Origin of the sequence: Paenibacillus ginsengarvi, from assembly GCF_003626695.1 — a bacterium.
GTDB lineage: Bacteria > Bacillota > Bacilli > Paenibacillales > NBRC-103111 > Paenibacillus_AB > Paenibacillus_AB ginsengarvi.
In genome coordinates this window covers 159,049-185,831 of record NZ_RBAH01000004.1, presented here as the reverse complement: position 1 = coordinate 185,831, position 26,783 = coordinate 159,049, and the positions used below count along the sequence as shown (strand labels likewise).

23 protein-coding genes are annotated in these 26,783 nt (G+C 57.3%); 11 read left to right on the top strand and 12 right to left on the bottom strand.

Translation table 11 applies throughout. The annotated features are described in order from the left end of the window. Window positions 1-45: 45 nt before the first annotated feature. From nagA to D7M11_RS07550, 3 genes are read right to left on the bottom strand one after another with little or no spacing between them, the layout of a single operon-like run. Complete coding sequence (gene nagA / locus D7M11_RS07560) at window positions 46-1,221, bottom strand: N-acetylglucosamine-6-phosphate deacetylase (protein ID WP_120746560.1); 1,176 nt, start codon at window positions 1,219-1,221, stop codon at window positions 46-48. Beyond that, window positions 1,218-1,949, bottom strand: a complete 732-nt coding sequence (nagB, locus tag D7M11_RS07555) for a glucosamine-6-phosphate deaminase (RefSeq protein WP_120746559.1) — start codon at window positions 1,947-1,949, stop codon at window positions 1,218-1,220. Before nagB ends, nagA begins: the two co-directional genes overlap by 4 nt. Window positions 1,950-1,952: 3 nt before the next feature. After that, a complete protein-coding gene (locus tag D7M11_RS07550) occupies window positions 1,953-2,810 on the bottom strand; it encodes a MurR/RpiR family transcriptional regulator (RefSeq protein WP_120746558.1) in 858 nt (285 codons plus the stop codon). A 202-nt stretch (window positions 2,811-3,012) separates the two neighbouring features. Here D7M11_RS07550 and D7M11_RS07545 point away from each other — a divergent pair, with 202 nt between their 5' ends. Beyond that, complete coding sequence (locus D7M11_RS07545; RefSeq protein WP_120746557.1) at window positions 3,013-3,678, top strand: HAD family hydrolase; 666 nt, start codon at window positions 3,013-3,015, stop codon at window positions 3,676-3,678. A 68-nt stretch (window positions 3,679-3,746) separates the two neighbouring features. On the opposite strand, the gene D7M11_RS07540 is transcribed toward D7M11_RS07545, so the two are convergent. Continuing rightward, entirely contained in the window at window positions 3,747-5,291 is a 1,545-nt protein-coding gene (locus D7M11_RS07540; RefSeq protein WP_120746556.1) for an MDR family MFS transporter, read from the bottom strand. A 175-nt stretch (window positions 5,292-5,466) separates the two neighbouring features. Here D7M11_RS07540 and D7M11_RS07535 point away from each other — a divergent pair, with 175 nt between their 5' ends. Then, entirely contained in the window at window positions 5,467-6,162 is a 696-nt protein-coding gene (locus D7M11_RS07535; protein WP_240040992.1) for a response regulator transcription factor, read from the top strand. Between the two features lie 72 nt (window positions 6,163-6,234). On the opposite strand, the gene D7M11_RS07530 is transcribed toward D7M11_RS07535, so the two are convergent. Then, entirely contained in the window at window positions 6,235-6,561 is a 327-nt protein-coding gene (locus tag D7M11_RS07530; protein WP_120746554.1) for a DUF2642 domain-containing protein, read from the bottom strand. Between the two features lie 116 nt (window positions 6,562-6,677). Between D7M11_RS07530 and D7M11_RS07525 the strand changes: the two genes are divergently transcribed. Both D7M11_RS07525 and D7M11_RS07520 read left to right on the top strand, forming a co-directional pair. Beyond that, the gene (locus D7M11_RS07525) at window positions 6,678-7,778 is read left to right on the top strand and encodes a sensor histidine kinase (RefSeq protein ID WP_240040991.1); all 1,101 of its coding nucleotides are present in this window, start codon (window positions 6,678-6,680) and stop codon (window positions 7,776-7,778) included. A gap of 152 nt (window positions 7,779-7,930) precedes the next feature. Next, complete coding sequence (locus D7M11_RS07520; protein ID WP_120746552.1) at window positions 7,931-8,785, top strand: amidohydrolase family protein; 855 nt, start codon at window positions 7,931-7,933, stop codon at window positions 8,783-8,785. A 347-nt stretch (window positions 8,786-9,132) separates the two neighbouring features. On the opposite strand, the gene D7M11_RS07515 is transcribed toward D7M11_RS07520, so the two are convergent. Continuing rightward, window positions 9,133-10,293, bottom strand: a complete 1,161-nt coding sequence (locus tag D7M11_RS07515; RefSeq protein ID WP_158606497.1) for a PdaC/SigV domain-containing protein — start codon at window positions 10,291-10,293, stop codon at window positions 9,133-9,135. 200 nt (window positions 10,294-10,493) lie between these two features. Between D7M11_RS07515 and D7M11_RS07510 the strand changes: the two genes are divergently transcribed. Beyond that, window positions 10,494-11,453, top strand: a complete 960-nt coding sequence (locus tag D7M11_RS07510) for a D-alanyl-D-alanine carboxypeptidase family protein (RefSeq protein WP_158606496.1) — start codon at window positions 10,494-10,496, stop codon at window positions 11,451-11,453. A 67-nt stretch (window positions 11,454-11,520) separates the two neighbouring features. Here D7M11_RS07510 and D7M11_RS07505 read toward each other — a convergent pair whose 3' ends face one another. The 6 genes from D7M11_RS07505 to D7M11_RS07480 form a co-directional block, all read right to left on the bottom strand. Continuing rightward, window positions 11,521-12,690, bottom strand: a complete 1,170-nt coding sequence (locus D7M11_RS07505; protein ID WP_120746549.1) for a YheC/YheD family endospore coat-associated protein — start codon at window positions 12,688-12,690, stop codon at window positions 11,521-11,523. A gap of 28 nt (window positions 12,691-12,718) precedes the next feature. Beyond that, window positions 12,719-13,882, bottom strand: coding sequence for a YheC/YheD family endospore coat-associated protein (locus D7M11_RS07500; RefSeq protein ID WP_120746548.1), 1,164 nt, complete (start codon window positions 13,880-13,882; stop codon window positions 12,719-12,721). Beyond that, window positions 13,882-15,252: a YheC/YheD family endospore coat-associated protein gene (locus tag D7M11_RS07495; RefSeq protein WP_120746547.1), complete on the bottom strand. Its 1,371-nt coding sequence runs from the start codon at window positions 15,250-15,252 to the stop codon at window positions 13,882-13,884. The genes D7M11_RS07500 and D7M11_RS07495 overlap by 1 nt, the downstream gene beginning before the upstream one ends. A gap of 51 nt (window positions 15,253-15,303) precedes the next feature. Further along, window positions 15,304-16,449: a YheC/YheD family endospore coat-associated protein gene (locus D7M11_RS07490; RefSeq protein ID WP_158606495.1), complete on the bottom strand. Its 1,146-nt coding sequence runs from the start codon at window positions 16,447-16,449 to the stop codon at window positions 15,304-15,306. Window positions 16,450-16,464: 15 nt separating this feature from the next. Beyond that, on the bottom strand, window positions 16,465-17,838 hold the full coding sequence (locus D7M11_RS07485; protein ID WP_120746545.1) for a YheC/YheD family endospore coat-associated protein: 1,374 nt from the start codon (window positions 17,836-17,838) through the stop codon (window positions 16,465-16,467). A gap of 310 nt (window positions 17,839-18,148) precedes the next feature. After that, on the bottom strand, window positions 18,149-18,970 hold the full coding sequence (locus tag D7M11_RS07480) for a helix-turn-helix domain-containing protein (protein ID WP_120746544.1): 822 nt from the start codon (window positions 18,968-18,970) through the stop codon (window positions 18,149-18,151). Between the two features lie 329 nt (window positions 18,971-19,299). Between D7M11_RS07480 and D7M11_RS07475 the strand changes: the two genes are divergently transcribed. From D7M11_RS07475 to D7M11_RS07450, 6 genes are all read left to right on the top strand, one after another. Further along, a complete protein-coding gene (locus D7M11_RS07475) occupies window positions 19,300-20,610 on the top strand; it encodes an ABC transporter substrate-binding protein (protein ID WP_158606494.1) in 1,311 nt (436 codons plus the stop codon). Window positions 20,611-20,725: 115 nt separating this feature from the next. After that, window positions 20,726-21,007, top strand: a complete 282-nt coding sequence (locus D7M11_RS07470) for a hypothetical protein (RefSeq protein WP_193556134.1) — start codon at window positions 20,726-20,728, stop codon at window positions 21,005-21,007. Between the two features lie 479 nt (window positions 21,008-21,486). Continuing rightward, window positions 21,487-22,803, top strand: a complete 1,317-nt coding sequence (locus tag D7M11_RS07465; RefSeq protein ID WP_158606493.1) for an ABC transporter substrate-binding protein — start codon at window positions 21,487-21,489, stop codon at window positions 22,801-22,803. A gap of 22 nt (window positions 22,804-22,825) precedes the next feature. Continuing rightward, complete coding sequence (locus D7M11_RS07460) at window positions 22,826-24,100, top strand: sialidase family protein (RefSeq protein ID WP_147433405.1); 1,275 nt, start codon at window positions 22,826-22,828, stop codon at window positions 24,098-24,100. Between the two features lie 69 nt (window positions 24,101-24,169). Continuing rightward, window positions 24,170-24,586: a sialidase family protein gene (locus D7M11_RS07455; RefSeq protein ID WP_120746540.1), complete on the top strand. Its 417-nt coding sequence runs from the start codon at window positions 24,170-24,172 to the stop codon at window positions 24,584-24,586. A 24-nt stretch (window positions 24,587-24,610) separates the two neighbouring features. Then, window positions 24,611-26,764: a LamG-like jellyroll fold domain-containing protein gene (locus D7M11_RS07450; RefSeq protein ID WP_120746539.1), complete on the top strand. Its 2,154-nt coding sequence runs from the start codon at window positions 24,611-24,613 to the stop codon at window positions 26,762-26,764. Window positions 26,765-26,783 lie beyond the last annotated feature (19 nt).

Here is a 26,783-nt window from a genome sequence, read left to right as displayed (position 1 = left end):
AAATGGCTGGCGGTCATGGCGCTAAAGCTCCCTTACCCCAAAAGCTTATCCTTCAGACGGCTTCATTTCGTTGCCGCGAATCCAGATGCGCTCCAGCGTAAGGTCCGGGCTAATAAGCAGCACATCGGCATGTTTGCCTGCCTCGAGGCTGCCCGTTCTCTCGAAAATGCCGAGCTGGCGGGCCGGGTTGCCGCTCATGTAACGGCTCGCCTGCGGAACGGTTACGCCGACATTAGCCGTTACATAACGGAGCGCGCCGATCATCGTCAGCGTGCTGCCGGCAAGGCTGTTGCCTTCCACAAGCGTAGCGACGCCGCCGCTTACTTGAACCGCGAGTCCGCCAAGATCGTAGATGCCGTTTTCGAGACCGGCTGCCGACATGGCGTCCGTAATCATGATCAGGTTGTCGTCCGTCTTCGCCTTCGTCAGCAGCTTGATGCAGGCGGGATGGACATGGTGTCCGTCGCAGATGATCTCGGCGCGAATCCGGTCGTCGGTCAGGACGGCCCCCGCCGTTCCAGGATTGCGGTGATGAATCGGCGTCATCGCGTTAAACGTATGCACCGCCTGGTTCAGTCCCGCATCGGCGGCTGCGATAACTTGGTCGTACGTAGCGTCCGTATGGGCGGCCGCCGCGTTGATGCCGTTTTGGCGCAGCCAGGCGATGAGCTCGAGCGCTCCTTCCGTTTCGGGAGCGAGCGACAGCTGGCGGATAAGACCGGGATATTTGGCGTGCCATTCCTCCAGCCACGCTTTTTGCGGAGGCACGATGTAGGCCGGATTTTGTGCGCCCTTGTATTTGACGTTAATGAACGGGCCTTCGAGATGAACGCCCACCACCTGCGCGTAAGGCATAGGGGCCGCCATGTACTCGTTTACCGTGTCCAGCACCTTCGTCAACTGGTCCTTCGGGCCGGTAAGCGTCGTTGCGACGATCGAGGTCGTTCCGTGGCCGCTGTGGAACTTGGTGATCGTGTCGAGCGATTCGCGGCTCGCGTCCATGAAGTCGGCTCCGTATCCGCCGTGGACGTGCACGTCGATAAAGCCCGGCAGTATCCAGCCGCCCCGAGCGTCAATCGTTTCGGCTCCGGCGTCGGTTTGCTCCGGCAAGCCGCGGCCGATCGACTTGATTTTGCCGTTCTCCAGCACGATATAGCCGCCGTCTATAACTTCCTGTTCGGTTACGATTTTCGCGTTTGTAACAATAACCGCTTTACTCATGCGTTAAACAGCCTCCCGGATTCGGTGTCGAGTAGAACGACAACATGCGGATGCGTTTGCAGCAGCGAGGCCGGGCATTCGGTCGTAATCGGGCCGTTCAGCGCCCGGTGGACGATCTCCGCCTTGTCCGCGCCGCGCACGACGAGCAGTATCATTTTCGCTTTCAGAATCGTGCCTACGCCCATCGTAAGCGCATGCGTCGGCACTTCGTCGATGGAGTCGAAGAAGCGGGCGTTCGCTTCGCGCGTCTCGTCCTTCAGCTTGACGATGTGCGTGCCGCTGACAAGCGCGTGGTCCGGTTCGTTGAAGCCGATATGGCCGTTATGGCCGAGGCCGAGGAGCTGCAGATCGATCTGCTTGGCGTCGTCCAGCAGTTGATTGTAGCGGGCGCATTCCTGTTCCAGATCGGAGGCGTTGCCGTTCGGAATAAACGTGCGTTCCGGCGCGAAGTCGACATGGCTGAACAGATGATGGTTCATATAGGTACGATAGCTTTCCGGGTGATCGACCGGGATGCCGACGTACTCGTCCAGGTTAAACGACGTCGCTGATTTGAAGCTGACCATTCCTTTGCGGTGCGTATTCACGATTTCCTCGTAGATGCCGACCGGCGTTCCTCCGGTAGCTAGGCCCAGCACAGCCCGTGGGTTCGTTTGCACGAGACCGGTGATGATGCTTGCTCCAGCTTCGTTCAATTCGTCGGTGGAACGGAAAGTTAAAATGTTCATGCGTTATCTCCCTTTTTCTTTGCGGTATTTTTTGACCATCTGGTAGCTCAGCTCGAGCTTCGGCACATAATCGTCGAACGATTCGCTGATCAGCCCCGTGAACAGGATGTCGATCACATGCAGTTGGGCGATGCGGGACGCCATATCACCACGGCGCATCCCTTCCTCGAGGGAGGATGTATACAGCGGAATGTCGGCAAGGGCGGACAGCGTGTTCGGACCGAACTTGGTCAGCGATACGGTCGTTGCTCCGCGTTCTCTGGCGCATCGCAGCGCATCGATCGTTTCCGGCGTTTCGCCCGAATACGAGATGGCGAAGGCGGTGTCGCCGTCGCTGAGGTTCGACGCTGAAGTAACCTGCATATGCGGATCGGAGAAAGCGGTCGCCTTTTTGCCGATGCGGACGAGCTTCTGGTAAAAATCCTGGGCGACGACGCCGGAAGTGGCGACGCCGTAAATATCGATCTGCCCGGCGGCGTGGAGCGCGGCGACAGCCTGTTCCAGCAGCTTCGGATCGAGCAGGCGCGACGTATCGGAAATGGAGCGGATATGGTTCGCTTCCATGGCGGAGACGATGCTCTCCAGCGTATTGCCGGCGACGATATCCTGATACGAATCGCCCGCGGGCTGAAGCGCAAGCTCGGTGGCGAGCTGCATTTTCAGACCGGAATATCCGCCGGCGTGAAAGTTTTTGCAAAAGCGGGACACCGTCGCCGCGCTTGTCTGCGACTGATCGGCCAGCTCCGTAATGCTGAGACGTACGACTAGCTGCGGATGGTCGGCGATAAACGCGGCGAGCGCTTGCTCCTTCGGGTTCAGCCCCGGCAGTTGCTCGCGGATCGATCGGAGCAGATCGGACATAGCGGGTGAGGGTCACCTCTTTTCAATGGTTATGAAAATTATTTTTGTATATATTAATCATACACGAAAATTGTTTTCTTTGCTATCGCTATTTGCTTGAGTCGCTTCGTTGACAATAGCGGTCTCTCATGCTTAGATTATAATTATTTCCCAATTCGTAATTCCTCATCTTCACTACCGCAAAAAAGGAGATCTCACAACCATGAAGCGAGTGCGTCCGGAAGCTATGTTGTTCGACCTTGACGGTACTTTGTTCCAAACGGAGACGCTGCTGCTGCCCGCTTACGAAGCCGCGTTCGAGCAAATGAACCGGGAAGGCATTTATACGAAAGGAACGCCGCCGAAGGAGCGGATTTTGAGCAGCCTCGGCATGCTGCTGGAGCATATTTGGCAGCGGGTGCTGCCGGATGCCGGCGAGCGAGTGCACCGACGGGCGGACGAGCTGCTGCTGTTGCATCAGGTCGAAGGACTGAAGCGCGGCGAAGGGGCTATGTACGACGGTGTCGAGGAGACGCTGCGGGCTTTGCACGCGAAGGGCGTCAAGCTGTTTGTTGCCAGCAACGGGCTCGAAGCGTATGTAAAGGAAGTCATTTGCTACAAGGGACTTGCTCCGCTGTTTACCGGACTGTATAGCGCCGGCGAATACGAGACGCGCTCCAAGGTCGATCTCGTCAAGCTGCTGCTGGAGCAGCATGGAATCGGCTCGGCGTGGATGGTCGGCGACCGTTCCTCAGACGTCGAAGCGGGCCATAAGAACGGACTCCCCGTAGTCGGCTGCAACTATGCCGGGTTCGGCAAGGAAAGCGAGCTGGAAGGCGCGGATATGGTCATTACGGAGTTCGGACAGCTTATCGATTGGATCGACTGATCGGGTTGCATGGAAGAAGCCTGCGGGACTGAGTGATCCCGCAGGCTTTTTGCATTCGTAGCGCCGGCTCACATATGGGAGACCGGGCCCGGCTCCAGATTTCCTTGATCTTTGTCAGCCGCGGAAGGCAGTTCCATCCGGGCGCGCCCGAGCATAAGCACGAAAGCGAAACCGACGACCGTAATCAGGATGGAGACGAGGAACAAGTATGAGATCGATCCGGCGAGCGCCTTCGTCACCCCGGCTATCACATCCTGCGGCAGCGTGGCGCGGACCTGAGGGATGAGCAGCGCCTTCGGGTCGGCGAACTGGGCCGCTTGTGCCGGATCGGGGAACAGCGATTCCACCCTGGCCTTGTAGTCGACTTTCTGGATTACGCCGAGGACGGTAACGCCTAGCGCCGAGCCGATCGTCCGGAAGAACGTTATGAGCGAAATCGCCGCTCCCTTGTATTGTCCCGGCAAGCCGTGCAGCACGGAAATGTTGAGCACGACGAAATTAACGCCGATGCCGAGCCCGACCAGTACCATGTACAGTGTAACGGTCCAGCGCGGCGTATCGACGGTCATCGTGCCGAGCAGGATCATCGCTACCGCCAAAATAATCGTGGAGATCAGCATGATGCTCCGGTACGACATTTTATTGATGAGCCGTCCGCCTACCATGCTGCTGACGACGACGGCGACCATCATCGGAGTGAGCGTCTGGCCCGCCGCGCTGGCCGATTCGCCGTATACGCCCTGAATGAACAGCGGAATGTACGTCGCTCCCGATACCATAATAATGCCGTACAGGAAGCCGATCGCCTGGCTGGCCGTGAAGAGACGGCTCTTGAACAGCTTCAGCTCGACGATCGGATGGGCTACTTTCCGCTCGAAGGCGAGGAACAGCAGGAAGCAGACGACGAACAGCGCGAACAAGCCGACGATTTGCCACGAGCCCCAGGCATACGTTTCCGAGCCGCCGAGCTCGATCGCGAACATAAAACCGAGAATCGCCGTAACGAGCGTAGTCGCGCCGCCCCAGTCGATGGTTTGTTTGCGTTGGGCCGCTTTTTCCCGGTAGCCGAAATGCATGAGCGACAGGGCGACAAGGCCGATCGGCACGTTGATGTAGAACACCCAGCGCCAGTCGATATAATCGGTAATGTAAGCCCCGAGCGCCGGTCCGAATACGCTGGACAGCCCGAATACCGCGCCGAACAGCCCGTTCATTTTGCCCCGTTTCTCCGGCGGGAAAATATCGAAAATGACGGCGAAAGCGATCGGCATCAAAGCGCCGCCGCCGATGCCTTGAATCGCCCGGTATACGATCAGCTCCGTCATACTGCCGGCGATGCCGCACAGCACCGAGCCGAGCAAAAACAAGACAAGCCCGAGCTGAAAAAACAGCTTCCGACCGTAAATGTCGGACAGCTTGCCGAATATGGGCGTCGCCACGACGGTCGCGATCATGTAGGCGGAGAACACCCACACGTAATGCTCGAAGCCGCCAAGCTCGGTGACGACTGTCGGCATGGCCGTCGAGACGATCGTCTGATCCAGAGCTCCGACGAAAATGCCGAGCAGCAGACCGGCAACGACCCAGTTGATTTTGGTTTGTTTTAGATCCATACTTCACCTCACGGTCGGGAATGAAAAATCGTTCGAACCATACTATAATCCATTTATTTCCGGTATGCAAACAAATATTCGCTTCTCGCGCAAACGGCTCGTCCTCTTCGGTTGCCGCTTAAGCCGAATTTGGCGTATGATAACAGTACAGGAACCGAAAGGAAGGCTGCCGAAGTTGAACGAACCGATCCTTATTGTCGACGACGATCAGGCGATAGCCGGTCTGATCGAAATATATTTGATCAACGAAGGCTACGAGGTGCTTAAAGCGTATAACGGCATGGACGCTCTGGAGCTGCTGAAGCGCAAAGAAGTCCGGCTCGTCATTCTGGATATCATGATGCCGGGCATCGACGGCCTTGAAGTATGCCGTCAAATCCGGACCAGCCGCAGCGTCCCGATCCTGATGCTCAGCGCAAAAACGGAAGATATGGACAAAATTATGGGGCTCATGACCGGGGCGGACGACTACTTGACGAAGCCGTTCAACCCTTTGGAGCTGCTGGCACGCGTCCGCTCCCTCATTCGCCGGGCGTACGGGCTTAATGTGAAGGCGAATCAGGCGCGCAGCTCCGACTTGATGACGATCGGTCCGCTAGAAATCGATAAAGGCACCCATACGGTTGCGATCGACGGCAATCCGGTGCACCTGACTTCGATCGAATTCGGCATTTTGTATATGCTTGCCAGCCAGCCGGGCCGCGTTTTCAGCGCGGAGGCGATCTATGAGCGCGTTTGGAACGAGCCGTATTCCCCGACGTTTACGACGGTGATGGTGCATATCAGCAAGCTGCGGGACAAGCTGGAGAAAGATTCGGGGCAGAAGTGGATACATACCGTATGGGGGGTCGGCTACAAGTTCGAGAAGTAGCTGAGAAACGGTTGCAGCCGGACCGGGATGGCGCACAAAAAGGCCAGGCAAGAAACGCCTGGCCGTTGCAGCTTATTTTTTGCCTTCGCGTTTTTCGAAATAAACAATCTCACCTAAACGGATATGATGCTTTTTCCCGTTCACCAGAAGGGTAACATGATCGATGAATACGTCATCGAGAATCCCTTCCAGCTTGCCGACCGTTGTCGTTATGCTGACCGCCATTCCTTTGTGCTGCACCAGATGCTGGGTAAATACGGGCTCCACTTTCGTTACGTATGTCAAATTCTGCGGAATTACCGCGCTTTCGCTGCGCTGCTCATTCCCGGTTTGGGGGTAGGCAGGACCGGAGGCCGGGACGTATGCGTACGAATATCCATAATAAGTAGATCTGTTCATGAACATGATTGCTCCTTTATACAAGTAATCGAATCTGCTACATGTTATGATAAATGCCCTGTTTCCGTTCCCTGTACCGCGCTTTGCCTGCAAATTCGTTCCGGGGGGATACCCGCTTGAAAAGCAGACTGTTATACAGCCTCCGCTGGAAGCTCATCGGCCTGTTCGTCCTCAGCTTGGGCTTATCCGGTCTAAGCTTGCTGGGTGCGCTGCTTGTCGTTTACATCGCATACGATTTCAGAATCCCGTTTATATATGGGCTGGCGAGACAGCTTAACGATATGTTCGGCATTCCGACCGTTCTGGTCGTGACCGGCATCCTGTTTTTCGTCATCTATACCTTTGTGCTCAGCAACAAGCGCATCCTGTACCTGCTGCGTATTACGAAGGCGGTGCAGCGTATCGCGGACGGGCATTTCGACGAACGGATTCCAGTGAGCTACAACGACGAGCTCGGTGAGCTCGCCTCGAATCTGAACAAAATGGCCGAGCAGTTGAAGACGTCGATCGAAGACGAACGCAGGGCGGAGCGAACGAAAAGCGAGCTGATTACGAACGTTTCCCACGATCTGCGCACCCCGCTCACGTCGATATCCGGCTATCTCGGCCTGATTGAGCAGGACCGTTACCGCGACGAAGTCGAGCTGCGCCACTATGTGCATATCGCTTACGAGAAGTCGAAGCGGCTGCACACGCTGATCGACGATTTGTTCGAATATACCCGTCTGAGCGGGGGCGGCTTATCGCTGCGCAAATCGAGCCTCGATCTGGTGGAAATGATCGGCCAGCTGACGGCCCAGTTCCAATACGAGATGCGGATGGCGGGGATGGAGATCCGGCTGAAGTTTCCGCAAGGCAAAGTGCCGATTGATGCCGACGGAGACAAGCTGGCCCGGGTGTTCGACAATCTGCTCGCCAACAGCGTCAATTACGGCAAGGACGGCATCTATCTCGATGTGGCCGTTCGTACGGAAGACGGCGCGGCGGTCGTGGAGGTGATCAATTACGGCGAACCGATTCCGCCGCACGATTTGCCGCATATTTTCGACCGGTTTTTCCGTGTGGAAAAATCGCGTTCGACCGATACGGGCGGCTCGGGCCTCGGCCTTGCGATCGCGAGGCAAATCGTCGAGCTGCACGGAGGGACGATCCGGGCGGAGAGCGACCGCAGCCGTACGTTGTTCGAAGTCCGTTTGCCGCTTAAAGGAGCCGAATAAACCGGAGGGAGCGAGCGCGCCCTGCGGTTTATTTTTTGCGTAGGGCCCGTCCGGCGGTTCCGATCTGTTATAATGAAGCAACAAGTGAACAACAGGTCTATTTTACTCGGCGGCGATACACTGGCGGTACATTATCGATACGGGGTGATCTTGTGATTATCGATTCGCACAACCATCCGAATTACTTGAACATGTCCTGCGAGGCGATTCTGGACAACATGCGGACGTACGGCATCGACCGGACATGGCTGCTTACGCTCGAGACGCCGGAGTTCGAATATGCGCCGAACTACCACAGCATGACTTGGGGGAATGAGGACGGCCCGATTCCGTTCGCGAATGCCTTGGCCTGCGTGCAGAAGGCGCCGGACCGCTTCGTGCTCGGTTATGCGCCCGATCCGCGCAAGCCGCATGCGATCGGACGCCTGGAAGCGGCGATCGAGATGTACGGCGTCAAGGTGTACGGCGAGGTGATGCTGCGGATGATGTACGACAATCCCGATGCGGTCAGCGTATTCCGCTACTGCGGCAAACGGGGGCTGCCGGTTATTGTCGAGGTTAACTACGGCCATGGCGGAGGCGGGCCGTACGCGACGCCGGGTTATTGGTACGGCGGCGGCATCGAGGCGTTCGAGAGAGCGATCCGGCAGTGCCCGGATACGGTGTTCCTCGGACACGGCCCCGGCTTCTGGGCGCACATCTCGGGCGACGATCTGTATGCGTCGCACAGCTACCCGACAGGACCGGTTATACCCGGCGGCAAAATAACGGCGATGATGCGTACATACGACAATCTGTACTGCGACTTGTCCGCGGGCTCGGGGCTGAACGCGCTCAGCCGCGACGCCTCGTTCGCCAAGGAGTTTTTGCTCGAATTCCAGGACCGCGTATTGTACGGCCGCGATATATGGGACAACAAGCTGCAGCAATTTCTGGAGACGCTTGCGCTGCCGGCTGGCGTCATCGACAAAATCTATTGCCGCAACTCCTTGAGACTTGTCCCATAACCGCGAACATCCGGAGATGAATCTGCATAGCGGAACCGCGAGTTCCGTTATTGTGCAAGGAAGCGTTGAAATCGGCTTGATAACGGAAGCGAAAGTTCCGTTAAACCTGGCAAAAGGGGCTGAATCCGGGTATTCCTGAGGACATAGCGGAACTTTTGGTTCCGTTATAGCGGGGTGAGCAACGGAAGGACAGCATGTAGTGGAACTTTTTGTTCCGTGTCCGCTCAGCCGTATAAGCGTGCGTATACCGATTCTACGCTTAACGGACACAGCCAAAGACGCTAAACAAAACAAAGCACTCGGAGCCTTCCGGCCCGGGTGCTTCGTTCGTTTGTGCTTGCAAGCTCTCAGCTCTTTTTGGCAAAAGCCGAGAACGGAACTTCAAATTCCGGCATGCCCGCCGCATACGGCGTATATTCGTATTGCTCAAAGTAGATGACGATACCGCTGTGCTTGAGGAAGAAGGCCCGGTCCGGCTCGATCGTTTCGAACGGCACCAGCAGCGGCAGGTCGGTATCGCGGATGTTTGCCTTGACCGCTTCGTTGATGACCGCTACGTAGTTCGCGCTGCCTCCGGCTGCTTCGCTCAGCGACAGCTGCTTGCCCGTTTGCAGATCGAACGTATACGGGGTGCGGATCGTCCCGCCATGGGCTCCGCCCAGGTAACTGTAGGCGTCGACGTAAAGGCTGAGCAAGCCTTTTTCGTTATACGTAACGGTATAACGGCTGTCGAACGATACGGTAGGCATCGGCCTGTCCGACTGCTTGTCCCCCGCCGCCGCTTCCTTGAAGGCTGCGGCCGCTTCCGCCAGTTCCTCTCTTGCGGCCTTCGCCGAAGCTTCCGCCTCCTGCTTCAGGAACGCATTAATACTGTCTTGAACGTTCTTGTCAGCGTAACCGGATAGTTGCGGATAGCGGACATCCAGCGTCTGATGATCGGCTTGTTCCGAGATGGCGACGGTTTGGATCGTGAGCGCATTTTCCTTGATGCTGTCGATGCCGATAATCCGGGTAGCCGGATCGTAAGAAATACCGTAGCCGATCCGCTCCAGCATAAACCGCAGCGGCACATAAACGGAGCCGTCCTGCAAAATGGCGCCGGACCCGTAGTACGTTTGCCCGTCTGCTGTATAAACCCCGGTATCCGCCTCCAGCACAAGCGTCCGGTCGCGTCCGCTTACCGTGACGGTCCGCTTCGTTTCGTCCCAGTCCGTCTTCAGTCCGAGCCGCTCGTTCAGCGAGCGGAGCCCGATATAGGTGGTGCCCGCATCGTTCGCGGCGGGCAAGTCGGTCCGAACGCCGTCGATCGTCATGCCTGTGGACACGACGTTAAGCCGGTCCGCCGCCACTTCCTGCGCCTGCGCGTGCGCGGGCGATACGACCATAGGCACCGCCGGCGCTGCTGCCAGCACAACTCCTGTATACAGCGCGAGAAGCGCCTTTCGGCCGATTCCCGGTTGCTTGTCCGCCTGACGAGAAAGCGGGCGCTGATGTTTGTTTCGTTGCAAGTTCAAGTTATCCATAAGTGTGCACCCTTTCGTTTTCGTAGTTACTTGATAAGACGAGACTCGATCGCCGCAAGTTCAACATTCGCCATCATAATGAAACTTTATGGAACGTTAAGAAAAAGTTAATGGTTTCTTCCCTTTCGGTTAAATGTTGTCCCCTACACTGGGAACCACTATGTACGCAAGAAAGGATCGGGAAGATGAACCGTAAGCTGCTTGTCCTGCTTGGCATCGCTTTGCTTCTGCTGCTGGCGATGAACACATCGGGAGGGAAAATCGTCTCCGCCGTACGAAGTCTGGTGGGTTACGCCGCGGACGGGATAATGCCGGGCCCCGGGCTGCAGGCGGAGCAGGCGCTCGTGCTCGATGCGTCCACCGGACGCGTACTGTTCGCCAAAAACGAGCGTTTGCGGGCGTATCCGGCCAGCACGACGAAAATATTGACCGCGCTTATCGCGCTGGAGAAGGGCAAGCCGGACGATATCGTCACGATCGGATCGGAAGCGAATCCCGAAGATCCGGAGGAAAGCCGGGCCGGTATCAGACCCGGCCAGCAAATCAAGCTGTACGATCTCATTGAAGCGGCGCTGCTGCCTTCCGGTAACGATGCGGCGCGCTCGCTCGCGGTCCATATCGGGCGCAAAGCGGCAGGGACTCCCGGGCTGGACGCCGCCGAGGCGCAGAAGCAGTTCGCTAAACTGATGAACGAACGGGCGAAAAAGGCCGGAGCGACCGATTCGCATTTCGTGAACGCGAGCGGCCTGCATGATCCGAAGCATTATACGACGGCGAAGGATATGGCGCTTATTGCAAAAGCGGCAATGGCTAACCCGGCGTTCCGCGAAGCGGTTCGCGCGACCGACTACGTCGTCGCGGCTACGGGAGCCAGGGGAGGAGGAGGCGCAGGCGCCAAGCTGGCGCTGACGAACACGAACCAGCTGCTGCAGCCGGGCAGTCCTTATTATTTCGAGGGAGCGACCGGCATCAAAACCGGATTTACCGACCAGGCGGGGTATTGTCTCGTTTCCTCGGTTTCCGCCGAGGGCAAGCAGATTATCGCCGTCGTCCTGCGCTCCACGGGTAAGGACGTGTACCCGGATGCCCGCAAGCTGCTGGAGTACGGGCTTAGCCAGGCCGCCGGTGCCGCGAAGCCGCGATAACGCAGCCAAGCCGGAAGCGGGTGAATGCTTCTCCCGAACTCCGGCTTGGTTATGCTGGCTATCGCTTTCAGGTAGGTCTCGGGAGCCGCTTTCGTCTGACGCGCGGCGATAACGGCGCTCTTTGCTTATGGCGCGATTCGGCTCTTTTTTTGACGTGCTGGTTATGCAGCCACAGCGCATATTCGAGCGGGCGGGAGATCGCCTTCTCGTACGTTGTCGTCTCTCCGATGCGGGCGAACACTTCGCGAGCCGGCTTCGGATTGACCTCGAGCAGCCACGGGTGTCCGTCAGGGTCGACGGCGATGTCGATGCCGAGCTCGCACAGCGATCCGAAATGCTCCTCGATCGTTTTGGCAACATCGTAGCCGAGGTCGTATACTTTGCTGCGGATCTCCTCAATTTGCGCTTCGGAGGAGAAGCGGCGCCCGAGCAGGGTGTTCATCGGCACCGCCTGGCCGCCGCCGTGCAGATTGGACGTGATGCTTTGGCGCGGACCGATTCGGCCGGCGCAGCCGGTTACATCCCATTCTCCTTCGCCGGTTTTCTGGATGAGCAGGCGAAAATCGAACACGCGCCCGTTCGGCAGCTTGTTCTGAATGCCTTGCTGCACCATGTAGCGGCCGCGCAGCTCCCAGCCGGCAAGCGTGGACGGGAGCCGGTTTTCGGTGACGAGCTTTGGCCGGATGATGCTGCGGTCCCACTTCCGGCCCTGAACGAGCAAGCGGTCGCCGCTTCTTCGTTCGACGCGCAAAATGCCGCGTCCGCCCGTTCCGTTGATCGGCTTCACGTACACGAGCGGATGGCGCTTCATGCTGTCCAGCAGCTCGCGGTGATCGGTATACACCCGCGTTTCCGGCATATGAGGACCGATGCGTTCGGAACGGGACAGCAATTGATGCATCCCCCACTTGTGGGGGATCGGGTGGTTCAAAAAAAGGAGGCGAGTCTGCGTTTCCCGAAACCGTTTGAACCGGGCGTACGCCTCGCCCGCTCTGTATCTGCATCTATCGTATACGAGCGCGGGATAGGCGGTCCATTCCCGCACCCATTTGTTCGCGGAGGAATCGTACATGTAGGCGTAAATGCGTTTGCCCTTCTCGTCGACGTTATGCGGGGTAAATACGAACGAGCGAAGCCCGAGCTGGTTGCCCCGCAAAATAAGCTTGCGAAAATAACGGCGTTCCTCCATATCATGAATGTCGATCGTTGCGATCCCTAGCGTCTGTTCGTTCGCCATGCTGATCACCTGCTTCCCGGGTCGCTGTTCAAGAGCTCGGATGGTTTACGGAGTGTCCGCCGGTTTTGGCCTGACTCGTTCGGATCAAGTAAAGGGAATACTGGACGATCCGCTCCAGCGACTTTTTGCGGATTTGCGGCTCGTCGAACTTCATCGGCTTGGAATTCGCTTCGAAAAACCAGATGCCCCCGTGAATGTCGACGCCCATATCCATCGACATCTCGCCGAGCATATGGCCCGATTTCTTCTCGACCTGCCTCGCAATCGCAAGGGCCGCCTTGCGGGCCCGCAGCAGGATTCGCTTCGTCCCTTCCAGCCCGAACGCCGCGGCGAGCAGCTTCTCCGGATCGTCGATCGAGCCGCCGCGCGGCACATGCGTCGTAATGCTCATTTTGCCGGCGAGCCGGGCGCCGATGCCGGTGACGTCCCACTCGCCTTTATAGTTTTTTTGCACGAGCAGACGCAAATCGAACGGCCGTTTCTTGTACCGGACAATCGAAATGCTTTGCTGGGCGATGTACTCTTCATGTCCGATCTCGTCCTTCACTCTGGACCAAAGCTGCGAGATTTTCGGATATCGGATTACCGCGCTGCCCTTCGTCTCCTGAATGCTGAGCGCGTACTCCAGCTTGCGGTCGACCTTGCCGACGCAGCGGTCCACCTTCATGATCCCTTTGCCGGCTTTGCCGCTGATCGGCTTCAGGTAGGCCGAGCCGTGCAGCTTCAGCAGGCCTTCCAGCTCATGGCTTGCCGAAAGACGCCGCGTCGCCGGGATATATTTGGCCGTCGTTTTCGCCTTGCCGAGCCATTCGAACAGCGACCATTTGTTAAAAAACGTCGGGTTGAATATGCGCACCTGGGGCATCTTGAGCACCGCCTGCAGCGTCCGCTGCACCTCCGGGTCGGATTCGTCCTCCCGCTGCGGAATCCGGTTGTAGAGCACGCGGGGGATGCCGATAATTTGCTGCGACCAGCTTTTCGACGACGGATTGTACATATAACCGATTATTTTTTTATGTCCCGGCTTCAAGTCTTTGACCGTGACGACGCAGACGGAAACGCCCATTTCGGTGCCGGTTTTGATAATATCGATAAAGTTGCTGCGGTTGCCGCGGAACAGCTCCTCCGAGTCGTCCATCGTCAGGATGCCGAGCAGCGGCCGGTGAATCGAAAGCGCGGAGGAAAGCTCCATTACGATTCCCTCCTGACCTTGAAGCGGCTCAAATAGAGGCAGTGATCAAAGATGAGATTAAGCGACGTCTTGCCTTGCGACTTCAGCGACGGATGCTTGAAGATGGACCGACCCGGCTTGGAGTTCGCCTCGAACATCCAAACCTGCTCGTTCTGGTCAATGCCGATATCGAAGCCGAGCTCGCCGAGGATGTGGGGGCTGTTCTTCTCGATCGATTCGGCCAGCTTGATCGCGGTTTGCTTGGAATGCTGCAAAATCGTATCGGCCTTGCTGCCGAACACGCGGTCCATCACCTGCTCGGGGGTCATCACCTGCCCGCCGTTTTTCACATGCGTCGTTACGCTGCCTTTGCCGGACTTCTTCGCGCCGATGCCGGCGACGACCCACTGGTTGCTGCCGTTTTTATGCAGATGGAAGCGGAAGTCGATCGGGCAGCTGTCGATCTCGATCAGCCGGATGCCTTGCTGGACGACGTAGTTGCGCAATCGTCCGCTCCGCGCGTTAAGCAGGTTCATCAGGCTGGAAAATTGCGTGAACCGGTACAGTACATTTTTGCCGCCGCGGCGGAACCGGACGAAATATCCCCGTTTCGGATGATACGTAACCCGGTATATGCCGATGCCGAGGCTGCCGCCGGTCGGCTTCAGATAGATGAACCGGTGTTTTTCGAGCATTTCGCGCACTTTATCCGGCGTCGGGTTGAGATGCGATTCAGGCACATGCTTGAACGCTTCCTTGTCGCCGTCAAGCAGGCTGTACACGTCGGATTTATCGAAGAAGCTCCAGTTGAACAGCGGAATGCCTCGCCGCACGAACCGCTCCTTGAACGATTCGATCGATACCGACTTCTCCGCCCTGCGGCTGGATAAGCGGTTATAGACGACATCGGGAAGCGGAACCGTTTTGCGGATCCAGCCGTCTTCGGTCATGAAGTAGCCAACAACGCTGCCTGCGGTCCAGTCTACGTCCGATGGCACGAAGGCGAAGAAGAACGACTTTTTGTTGCCCGGCCGTATATAATCCCGCAGCAGCGCAGAACGCGACCCGAACGGCTGGGCGGTGTTCGGGGAGGAAGCGTTCGTCAAGATACCGATAAGCGGTCCGAGCTGAATTTCCTTCGCCCCGTTCGAAACAGCCATACATGTTCCGCTTCGCGGCACTTGCAGCTGGTTTTTGACGGAAACCGGAATATACAGATGGTTGCCGGTTTTTTTCACGACTTTGATGCCTGCGTTAGCCGTTCTGCTTCCCAGTCTTAGCGTCACCTGCTTCGACCCCGTGAGCTGCAGCGACTTGAGCAGGGCGGAGCTGACATAGAGCGTTTTGTCGCTTCGCGCCGCGAAATGGATAGTACACGTTGTCAAACTCATGAGTTACCCTCCTAAAAGGTTGCGAGAAGCTCTAGCGGCGTTTGACGTCCGTCATAGGCTCGCCGATTGACGGGCAGGTACGCCTTTTCTCGTGTCGAGCACATATTTGGCATATAACATCGGGTTCCGGACCGCTGCCAGGCTTGCTTGTTTGCCCGGGAGCGCCGCGAATGCGGACCGTCCGGGCTTCGAGTTCGCTTCGAGCAGCCATACGCTGCCGTCCGTGTCGACGCCGATATCGACGCCGAGCTCGACCAGCCGGCCGTGATGCTGCTCCAGCACCTCGGGCACGCGCTGCGCTAAAGTTTTAACGGTTTCCAGGATGTCGCCCGCCGCATCTCCGTATAGCCGTCCGAGGTACGGCTTCGCTTCCTCCGCATGGCCGCCACCATGCAGATTGCTCGTTACGCTGCCTGGCGCCCCTTGACGGACCGCGAGTCCCGTCAGCTCCCAGAGGCCTTTGCGGTTTTTTTGCATCAGCGCGCGAATATCGAATGCGTCTCCGCTTGCGGTATTCAGATGCAAGTAACGCTGGATCAAATACGGTCGGCCGTCTGTAAATTGCCGGACCCAGTCGAGCATCCGGCGGGAGGAGCGAAAGTCGTAGCACACCGGCTCGTTGCGGGACGTTCGTCCGGTTACGCCGAAGCCGTTTGGTATTTTCTGTATGCGCAGAACGCCTTTGCCGTGACTGCCGCCCTGGGGCTTCAGAAACAGCTCTCCCTTGCCGTCCAGCCAGCGCGCGATGTCGTTCGTATCCTGAAGCCGTTCGGTTTCAGGAAGGAAAGGCTCGATCCGCTCGTCGCGCATCAGCATTTGGTGGACGTTCCATTTGCCCTTGAGGCCGTAACCGAGAAAGTGGATGCCGGGGGTGCTCATCAGGCGGCGGATCGGTTCGCGGTAAGCGGCATACGTGCTCCGATTCGAATAAAAGCAGCGGTCGTAGACGGCGTCCGGGAAAGGGAATACGCCTTTCTCCCAGCGCCCCGATTCCGCCGAATAGGCGTACCCGACAACGCGTCGGCGCTGCCAATCGATCCGGTTCGGAAAAAAAACAAATACGGTGAGCCCGAGCTCTTTTCCGATTAACGTCAGCTTGCGGAAAAAAAACTTTTCGGGCACCGGCACCTCTCCCGCAGCCGGGCATGTCATAATGCCGACCGTACGAAGCGCCGTCTGCACTTTCCTCGTGTTCATCGACTTCACCATCGCTTAAAATCCGGCCAAATACCGGGCATAAAGCACTGTCTGTTTGACGGAAGGACGTATCGCGCCTTCGGCGAGCGGCGTACCGTCGTTTTTGGAAGGCTTGGAATTAACTTCGAGCAGCCACACTTTGCCGTTCATATCAACGGCCAGATCGACGCCAAGCTCGCCGAAATGCCCCGCTACCTGCTTTTCGATGCCACCAGCGATATCGAGCGCCGCCTTGCGCAAACCCACGGAGGCGTTTCGCTGCTGTAGCGCAGTCAGACCTGTTTTGGCGAGCGCTTCCTTCACCCGGCTGAGCGATCCGCCTCTGGCCAGGTTCGAAACGAAATGATTGCTGCCGGCTATGCGGGCGACGATGGAAGTGACGCCCCAGGCTCCACCGCTGCCGCGCTGCACAAGCGCTCGGAAATCGATCGGCCTTCCACCCGTTTCGATCAGGTGGAGACCCTGCTGAATCTGGTAGCGCCGCTGCTTCAGCTTGCCGGAGAGGGAGCCGAACGCCGCCTCAAGGCTCGGAAACGTTTGGCGCACCGTGCCGTTCAGGCTTGTCGTCTGGCACGAATACGACTGGCTGCTCAAACGGGCGATCCGGATAATCCCTTTGCCGAGACTGCCCGTAATCGGCTTGAGGAAGACGACCTGATGCCGGGACGACATCGATTTGAGCATCTGGAAGTTTTTGAACATATGCGACTCGGGCAAATATTTCAGCAGCGAAGCATCCTTCTTCAGCGCCTCAAAAACGTCCGTTTTGTCCAAATACTTTTCGTTGAACACGGCGGCTCCGTGACGGGAGCGAACTTCGCGCATAAACTGCTGCACGCCGGGGTCGTTTTCCAGCTTTCGCGTCGTTAGCCGGTTGTAGACGACGTCCGGAACCGGGAAGTCGGCTTTGTACCAGGAGCGGCCGCTCCACGCCCAGCCTTTGACGGTCGAATGGCCAGAACCGACATCGCTTGCGGTGAAAAAATAAACGAAGGCGCCGAACGTTCGGCAGGTGTCCGTCAGCTCTTTGCAAAAAGTGGTGTTGTTGCCGAAAGGGCGGTCGTGCGATCCGGAGTAGACCCGGCTCATCATGACACCGATCAGTGGACCGATGGATAGCGTTTTGCTGCTTGCTTTGTAGCGTATGCCGACCACCGAACCATGATGGAGGCCCAACTTGTCGGCGAGCGGTTCACCGATGCGGATGCCGTCCAGATGAGAGGCGGAGACGACCTTCACCTGATGCCTCGCTGCGCCGAACTGGAGCGTGACCGCCGAGCCGGTCGGAATTTTGTGCAAGCGGACCGCGCGTTCCCCGATGACGAGGCTTTGTTCTTGGAGCAGGCCGCCCATGCCTTGAACATGGATTGTCATTTTCGTACTGGTCATGGTGTGTCTCCTTTAGAAGCGCCATCCTGCGAATTTAACGTACTTTCAGAACCCAAGATCAGCTATCTTACGCAGGGCCATTCATCCCATTTTGCGGGATTATTTCAGTGCTGTTTCCAAAGACTACTCCCATCATATGAGGACATATATCCAGTGGTGAATGAGCGGACGGCCTTTCGCGGGGCGGAACTAGGGGAGACGGACTGTTTTTTGGAGCGGTCAGGCTTGCAGGGCCAAACGGCAAAAAAACCTCTCGTCCGCCTGACTGCAGGCGGCGGGAGGTTTCGCCCGCGGGACAAGTTCCCCTGATTCAGATGCGATGCGTTTTCCGGTACAGGGACGGGGTCGTATGCTCGTATTTGACGAATACGCGGTTCAAATAAAAGCCGTTTTGGTAGCCGCAGCATTCGGATATTTGCTCGATCGTCATTTTGGTTTCGAGCAGCAGCGTTTTCGCCTTGTTCAGACGAAGCGACGTCAAGTAGCGAAGCGGCGTGACGCCGAAGGCGGCGTTGAATTTTTTGGTCAGCTGCACCGGCGTAATGTCGAGGGCGGAGGCGATTTCCTTCAGATTAAGGGTCGCGAACGCCCGCTGCTGGATGAGCCGCTGCGCCTCCTGCATGAGCGGATCGGAGTGCGGATCGAACGCCTTCTCGGCCGGCAAATTTCCTTCGCCCAGCCCGTCGCAATAAAGCAGCCAAAGGTCCTGGCAAAAGTGGTTGTACTGGGGAATGCGGACCGAGAGCGGCCAGGAGCGCCACTTTTTCATCATCGTGTAATTTTGCGCCAGCCGGTTCGTGTCGAGAATGCTGATCTTGCCCGTCGGGAGCATCTCCTCCCCGCGCTGCGGGCCGAGCTGCTGGGTATCCGCCCAAATGAACTCGAAGTAGTAAAAGGTCAGCGGGGCATTCACGACCCGGCGGAACGGAGTGTCGGGCGGACACAGGACGATGTCGCCGAAGGCGGCCGAGCCCTTTTCGTCGCCAATTTCGTAGTAAAACGAGCCGGAAACGACAGCGAAGAGCACCCACATTTTGTAGACGTCCTCGTACAGCAGAAACCTTTCTTTGTTTTCCCAATAAAACGACAGGTTCACCTGCGGCAAAAAGCCGGATAACAGCGGTTTGTGCAATGGATACCCCCCACTCGTGCCCGGGAAATTTTAGATAAATTGGGCTTAAAAAAAGTGCATGGAAATAGGCAGTGTCTTTAATTAGGATAAGTATATCACAGAAATAACAGATAGAAATGAGTGCATGGGGAGGTTGGGAAAAAACAGTCGTTGCTTCCGCCAAGCGGCGGTAAGCCCTCACAAAGCGAGAGACGATGGAAGTGAAGAGGAAGCGGGACTTAAGGGGTAAGCGCTCGATCGTCAAGATCGTTATAATCGAAACGGTAATGTGTAAGCGCTTACTATATGTATTGCGGGAACATCCACTAATTAAGTTCGGGGGGATTAAAATGTTTTTCAAAAAAATGATGCCGGCGCTTACGCTGGCGGGAACAATCGTTATCACTTCGGCATGCGGCGGTGCCGGGCAGCCGAAGGCGCAGGAAAACGCTGCACCGAAGGAAACGCCGCCGGAACCGGTCACGATCGAGCTGCTGGCGGGTTGGAAAATCGCCGACGAGGATCTGGAGCAAATTTTTTACAAGCCGCTTCAGGCCAAATATCCGCATATCAAGCTGAATGTAACGGTTTCGAGCACCAATAACAACATCACGACGATGGTTGCGGCAGGCACCGTTCCCGATATGATCATCATGGGGACGGGCAATATGCAGCAAATGCTCGATCTGGGCGTGGCGCTCGATCTGAACGAGCAGATCAAGCTGCAAAGCTTCGATATGAACCGTCTCGATCCGATCATTGTGCAGACGATCAAGGCATTCGGCAAAAAAGGCGAAATATACGCTCTGCCCTACGGGCTTAATTACGACGCGCTGTACTACAACAAGTCGCTGTTCGACCGCTTCGCCGTAAGTTATCCGACCGACGGCATGACGTGGGACGCCGTCGTTGAGCTCGGCAAAAAAGTAACGCGTACGGACGGGGGCGTTCAGTACCGGGGATTGGCGGTTGGCAACATGGTCCGCATCGCTTCCCCGCTTGCGCTCAACCGCTTCGATCCGGCTACGGGGAAAGCGAGCGTCAATACGGAAGCGTTCAAGCGGGCATTCCAGGTGTTCCAGTCGATCGTCTCGATTCCGGGCAATACGAACGACAAGAAAAACAGCGACGAGCTGAACGCGTTTCTGTACGACAAGACGATCTCGATGTATCCGTATATCGGCTTGTTCCACCGGATGGGCGAAGCGGCCAAGGGCGGACTGGACTGGGATCTCGCCACTTACCCGCAGTTTCCCGACAAGCCCGGCGTTTACGGCGAAGCGGACGCCTACTACTTGTTCGTCACGCCGAAGAGCAAGCATCAGAAAGAAGCGTTCCAGGTTATCTCGGCGGTATTGTCGAAGGAAGCGCAGCTTGCCTCCTCCAAGAAGGGCAGCGTAGTCACCCCGCTCGTAGACAAGGAAGTAAGGGAGGGCTTCGGCAAGGAATCAGAAGTGCTGAAGGGGAAAAATGTACAGGCGATTTTCAAACATCGCCCCGTGCCGATCCACAACAATCCGACGAAGTACGACGCCACCGCCGACGGCGAGCTCAATTCCCGCTCGCTTCAGCTGTACGGAGGCGGCAAAGACATCAATACGCTCATCCGCGAAACGGAGGATGCGATCAATCAGAAGGTCGAGGCGCAGCGCGGCAAATAAAAGGCGGCAGACGCCCGCGCGGACGGGATTCCGGCAGAAGGCCGGCGCGATTCGGGCATAAATCCGGGGGTTGTCTCATAGGATGGGGATAACACAAACCGAAGGAGAGATTGCCGTGAAAGAGTGGAAAAGCGTCGTTTACATGAGTCTCGCACTCGGCATGCTCATGTACGCCGTCCCCCGTCTTCACATCGGCCCCGGCCTTACGCCGGAAGGAGCGTTCGGCCTCGTCTGGATCGGGTTTGCCTTGCTCATCGTCGCAGCGCATCTTCACCACATCTTGGGCGTGGAGGAAGAAACGAAGCGCGAAATGGCCCGCGTCCGTAAATATAGCAGGCTGCAGCGTCAAATGTGGCTAAGCGGGAAAATGCGGGCGATGGCCTCGAAGAAGCAGTAACGGCTCCGGGGCGGCGAAGGCTGCTCCGGGACGGGGCAAAGCCGCCTTGCGGGAGGAAGTTGCGCTTCCCGGCGGGGCATAGGCAGGAGGCAGGATGAGGGCTGCAAGTCCATAACGAGCGGAAAGCTCGTCTATCGCTTGGATGTTGGTTCCGGGCGATGGGCGGGCTTTTCGTTGCCTGTTTTTTCTGCCAAAGATCGTCTCCGTTTACCAGCGACTTAAAAATTGGGAGAATGACCTTAAAAATTGCAACGAAGTCGCTGAGAGTGAGCGCTATACTTAATTTTGAGAACGGTGATCATCAATACAGAACAAGCGGATATTTCCGGAGTACATAAGGAAGCTGATCGGGATCCGGAACCGATCAGCGGAAGCTATGGAATCTAACCAGTTACTCCATACGTTGTATGGGACCGTTTGTTTAAGTTCTGATGAATGCGGTTTCATTGTAGCGCAAACTAATGATTAGGGGAGATCGTATGTTCAAAAAATGTATATTTACAACAATTACAGCAGTTATTTCCTTATCGCTCGCGGGTTGCGGAAGCGGTGGAGCAGGCGAAGGAGCCAAACCCGGCGATACGAAGGCAAGCGCTCCGGCGGACGGCTTCGACGCTTCCAAACCGGTGACGCTGAAGATCGTTGACACCGGACTGGTGACGGACGAGGAGTTTCAACGTTTTCTGGTCGAGCCGGTCAAGAAAAAATATCCGAATATCACGCTGGAGCTGATCCGTCAGAAGTATTCGGTAGACCGCTATGAGCTGCTGCTCGCGAAGGGCGAAAAGTTCGACCTGCTGTTCGAGGCAAACCTGCTTTTCGACGATGTGATCTCGGCCAAGCTGGCCGACAATATGGAGCCGATGCTCAAGAAGCACAAAATCGATCTGAGCAAAATCGAGCAGGTGGCATTAGATTCGTTCAAAATCGCGAGCGGCGGCCAATATTTGTCCGGCGTTCCGTTTACGAGGCACTTTAATGTGCTCTACTACAACAAGGATCTGTTCGACAAATTCGGGGTTGCCTATCCGAAGGACGGCTTGACCTGGGACGAAACGATCGAGCTGGCCCGCAAGGTGTCTCGCACTTCCGACGGCAACGTCTACCGCGGGCTTGACCCGGACCACCTGTTCCGCGTCGCCTCTTCACTCGGCTTGGCCATAGTGGATGCGAAAACGGAGAAATCGGCGGTTTTGAACGAGAAGTGGAAGCAAATTTACGAAATGTACAAGACGATTTTCGCTATTCCCGGGTATCAAGAAAAATTTGTAAGCCCGGGCAATTACGGCGAATTTACAAAAGGGAACGTCGCGATGTTCGCGGGAATCAACCTGCTGCCCTACATATCGAAAGTAACCGATACGCTGAACTGGGATATGGCCGCTTTCCCCAGTTTCAAAGAGGCGCCGGGCATCGGTCATGAGTTCGACGGACACGGAATCGTTGTCACTTCGATCAGCGAGAATAAGGACGCCGCTTACAAAGTAGTGGAAGTGCTTCTTTCTGAAGAAACGCAGCTCGACATGTCGCGAAACGCGAAAATGCCTGTTCTGCAAGAAGCGAAAGTAAAGGAGGAATTCGGGAAAAACGTAGGGTACTTGAAAGGAAAAAACATTCAGGCCATCTATAAATCGACGCCGGCGAAATCCCACATCTCGACTCCATACGATAGCAAAGCCCGGACGGCCATGAACAAGTATAACACCGAGGTGTTGAAGGGTGCGAAGGACATTAATACGGCACTGCGTCAAATGGACGAGGAAATCAACAAAATCATTGCCGAAGGAAAAAAATAACAGCGAAAAGGATGAAGAAAAGTTGAATACCGATTACAGGGTACGAGAGCTTGCTCCAGATTTTGTAAAACTATACGAATCGCCCGATCCGGCGACCGTTTTCACTTACAGTCCCGGCATAACCGTGCTGCCTAGCGGCAGGTTAGTCGCGACGCTGGATTTGGGAGGGCCGGGCGTCGCCGGCTTACCGGGATGCAAGGGCGAGCTGGAGCCGGGCAAACCTTGGCAGGGCAAGGTGTTCACATCGGACGACGAAGGCCGCACGTGGATACATCGGACGGATTTTCCGTTCATTCATGCCAGACCTTTTGCGGCGGGCGGTTCGGTTTATGTGCTCGGCCACCGCAACGATCTGATGATCATCCGCTCGGATGACGGGGGAGACACGTGGAGCGAGCCTGCGGCTCTGACGCAGGGCGAGAAATGGCATCAGGCGCCGGCCAATGTGCATTACGCCAAAGGCAATGTGTATATGGTAATGGAGAAAATGACCGATCCGGCTTATAAAGGATGGGGAGTGAGCGTTCTCGCTCCCGTGCTGATGCGCGCATCCGTCAGCGCCGACTTGACTCGCCGGGATAGCTGGACGTTTGCTTCGGAGCTAGGCTTCCGTGATGCGATCGACGAAGATACGCTGGACGGCTTCGGGGTTCCGTTCTACAAGGTCGCCCCCGGTACGATCGCGCGAATCGCGCCGGCCCGCCCCGCCGTCCGAATCGGCTGGCTGGAGACGAACGTCGTGCAGTTCACGGACCCGAACCACTATTTCCACGATCCGGCCGGACGCACCTTCCATCTATGGATGCGGGCGCACACGGGAGGAACGGGTTTCGCGAATGTCGCGAAGGCGGTGGAGAATGAGGACGGTACGATCACGACGATGCTGGAGACGGTGCCGTCGGGCAAAACGATCGCGTTCGTCCCGTGCCCGGGCGGGCAGATGAAGTTTCATATTTTGTACGACGAGGTATCCCGGCTGTACTGGCTGCTCAGCTCCCAGTCGACCGACAGCATGACGCGAGCGGAGCTGCTTCCTCCGGAGCGGTTCGACTTGCCGTACAACGAACGGCAGCGGCTTCAGCTGCATTTTTCCCGCAACTGCATCGACTGGTGCTTTGCCGGACTCGTCGCCAAGGCGGATCATCCGAAGATGTCGCGCCATTATGCCAGCATGGCGATACTGGGCGACGATCTGCTCGTGCTGAGCCGCTCCGGTGACGAGCGGGCGCTGACGTCGCACAACGGCAACTTTATTTCGTTCCACCGCATTCGCGATTTCCGGCAATTGGTCTATTGAAAAGGAAATTGAGGCGGGAGCAGTTCCAGCCAGCCGATCAAGATTCATGCGAAGGGACGTGACCGGAAGATGGAGCGTTTATGTACATGGAAGCGAGCGATTGTTACGATCATGCTGCTGACGGCTGTGGTTGGCGTTTTGCCCGGACAAAGGGCATGGTCGTCGCCGCCTCCGTGCGATCCTGCCGAAAGCGGCGCAGGAGCGGCGGAGCCGTACGATCCTGCCTATTCTCGCCAGCTTGTTTCGCAAATTGCTTACAGCGACGCTTCGAGCGGGCGGTTTCTCGGCTCGCCGAGTCTGGTGAGGGTGAACGAAACGACGCTGCTCGCGTCTCACGATTATTTCGGCGCGAGCGACCCGAACCGGCAGACGACCGTCTACCGGTCGGTTGACAACGGCGCTACTTGGGCGGTATCGGCCGAGCTCGACAGAATGTATTGGAGCAATCTGTTCGTCTTGAACGGCAACGTTTATTTGCTAGGCTAGTCAGGCAAGCCGTTCGCTTCGATCGTGATCCGCAAAAGCGCCGACGGGGGGCTGAGCTGGACCACGCCCGTCGACGCAGCCAGCGGACTGTTGTTTACGGCCGACGGAACGAACGGTACGTATGCCTATCATACCGCGCCTACTCCGGTGGTGCATGCCAATGGCCGCATTTATCGGGCATTCGAGGCAAGCGGTCCCCCTTACGCTTGGCCGTCTCATTTCAAAGCATTCATGCTGTCCGCCCCGGAAGATGCGGATTTGCTGAACGCCGCGAGCTGGAGCAGGACGAACGAGCTCGCTTACGACAGGGCATGGACGCCTGCGTTTTGGAAAAGCACGACGCCAGGCTGGCTGGAGGGCAACGCAGTCGTCGCTCCGAACGGGGAAATATGGAACATGCTGCGTTTCAATTCCGCTCCGGCGGTCGATAAGGCGGCGATCGTTAAGCTGTCGAACGACAATGCCACTGTCAGCTTCGATCCGGTCGACGGATTTATCGATTTTCCCGGCGGTATGGGTAAGTTTACGATTCGTTACGACGAGCGGACCCGGCAATACTTGACGCTGACGAACCAGATTACGCAGCCTTCCAAGCCGGATCAGCGTAACGTGCTTTCCTTGTACGCCTCCGACGACCTGCGGCACTGGCGATATGTGCAAACGCTGTTGACCGACGATTCCGGCTTGTCCGTCGCAAACTCTATCGCGAAGGTCGGGTTCCAGTATGTCGATTGGCAATTAGACGGAGACGATCTTATCTATGTCGTCCGTGCGGCATACGACGGCGCGGACTCGTATCACAACAGCAATCGGATCACGTTTCACAGGCTGAAGCAGTTCCGGGACGCTCTCGATGCGCCTGCGGGATATTGGACGTTCGACCGGACGGTGGGCGAAACGGTTTACGACAGCTCCGGCCTCGGGGTGCACGGCTCGGTGTACGGGGGCGGCGGCTTGACCGGCGGCTTCCGGGGGAACGCTTTGGCCTTGAACGGGACGAACCAGTACGTTCAGCTCGGCAACGGGCTAGGCGCGGCGCTTGATGGCTCCTCGGCGGTTACGGTAGCGGGCTGGCTGCGAAACGATACGCTTCCCTCGCCGGGAGTCGGAGCGAATTGGCTGTTCGGAACGAATGCCGGGGCCGACAAGGCCGGCGCGGAGCTGTACATGATCGGCGATCGGCTGCGGGTCGGCGGCAGAAGCTACTCCGGCGACAGCTACCAGTATCGCGACTTCGCATACGGGTATACGGGAGAGTGGCATCACGTCGCAGGTATTATCGATTATGCGGCCAATTCGATCAGATTGTTCCTGGATGGCGTGGAGCAGCCCTCGCTGGACGGCCCCGCCGTATCGTTCGCTTGCGGACAGTACAGGACGGCCTCCTCTACCGTTCCGGACACGATCGGCAAAGATCCGAACGGGAGCGGATTTTTCGCGGGGAAGCTGGATGAAGTGAAAGTGTACCCGAAAGCGCTGACAACGGGGGAAGTGAACGGCATCGTATACGATGGCCTGAAAGGATATTGGGCGCTTGCAGGCTCGGCCGGCACGCTTGCGGAGGACAGCGGCGCGTTTGATCTGGACGGGAAAATCATGGGGGCTTCGCGGCCGAATGGGGCTCCGAACACCGGTTTGTGCTTTGACGGAACGGTCGACTACGTGGATCTCGGCTACAAGACCGGCGCTTCCTTGTACGGCTCGCCGGGAATCAGCGTAGCCGCCTGGATCGACGAGCGGGTGCTGCCCGACAGTGGCGGCAGGACCCTTTTCGGAACGAGGATCGACGGCGCGACGGCGGGCTACGAGCTGATCGTTTTGCCGAACGCGATCCGGGTTGCCGGCCGGAGCGCCCCGACAGACGGCTACAAATCGCGCGACTTTCCGTATCAGCCGTCCGCCTCTTGGCATCACGTCGTCGGCGTGCTCGACTTTGCCGGCAATACGATCAGGCTGTACGTGGACGGGGTGGAGCAGCCTTCAACAGGAGCGATCCCGTTTGCGAGCGGGACGTATGGGCGGCATGTGCCGACACAGCCGGATGCGATCGGCCGAAGCCCGGCCGGCACCTCGTATTTCACCGGTACGATGGGCCGCGTGATGGTGTTCGGCAAGCCGCTGACGGCCGCTGAGGCGGGTTATCTGTATCGTGTTCAGGCTGGTTCTTACGGCCGTTAGGCAAAGCCGGGGGAGAATT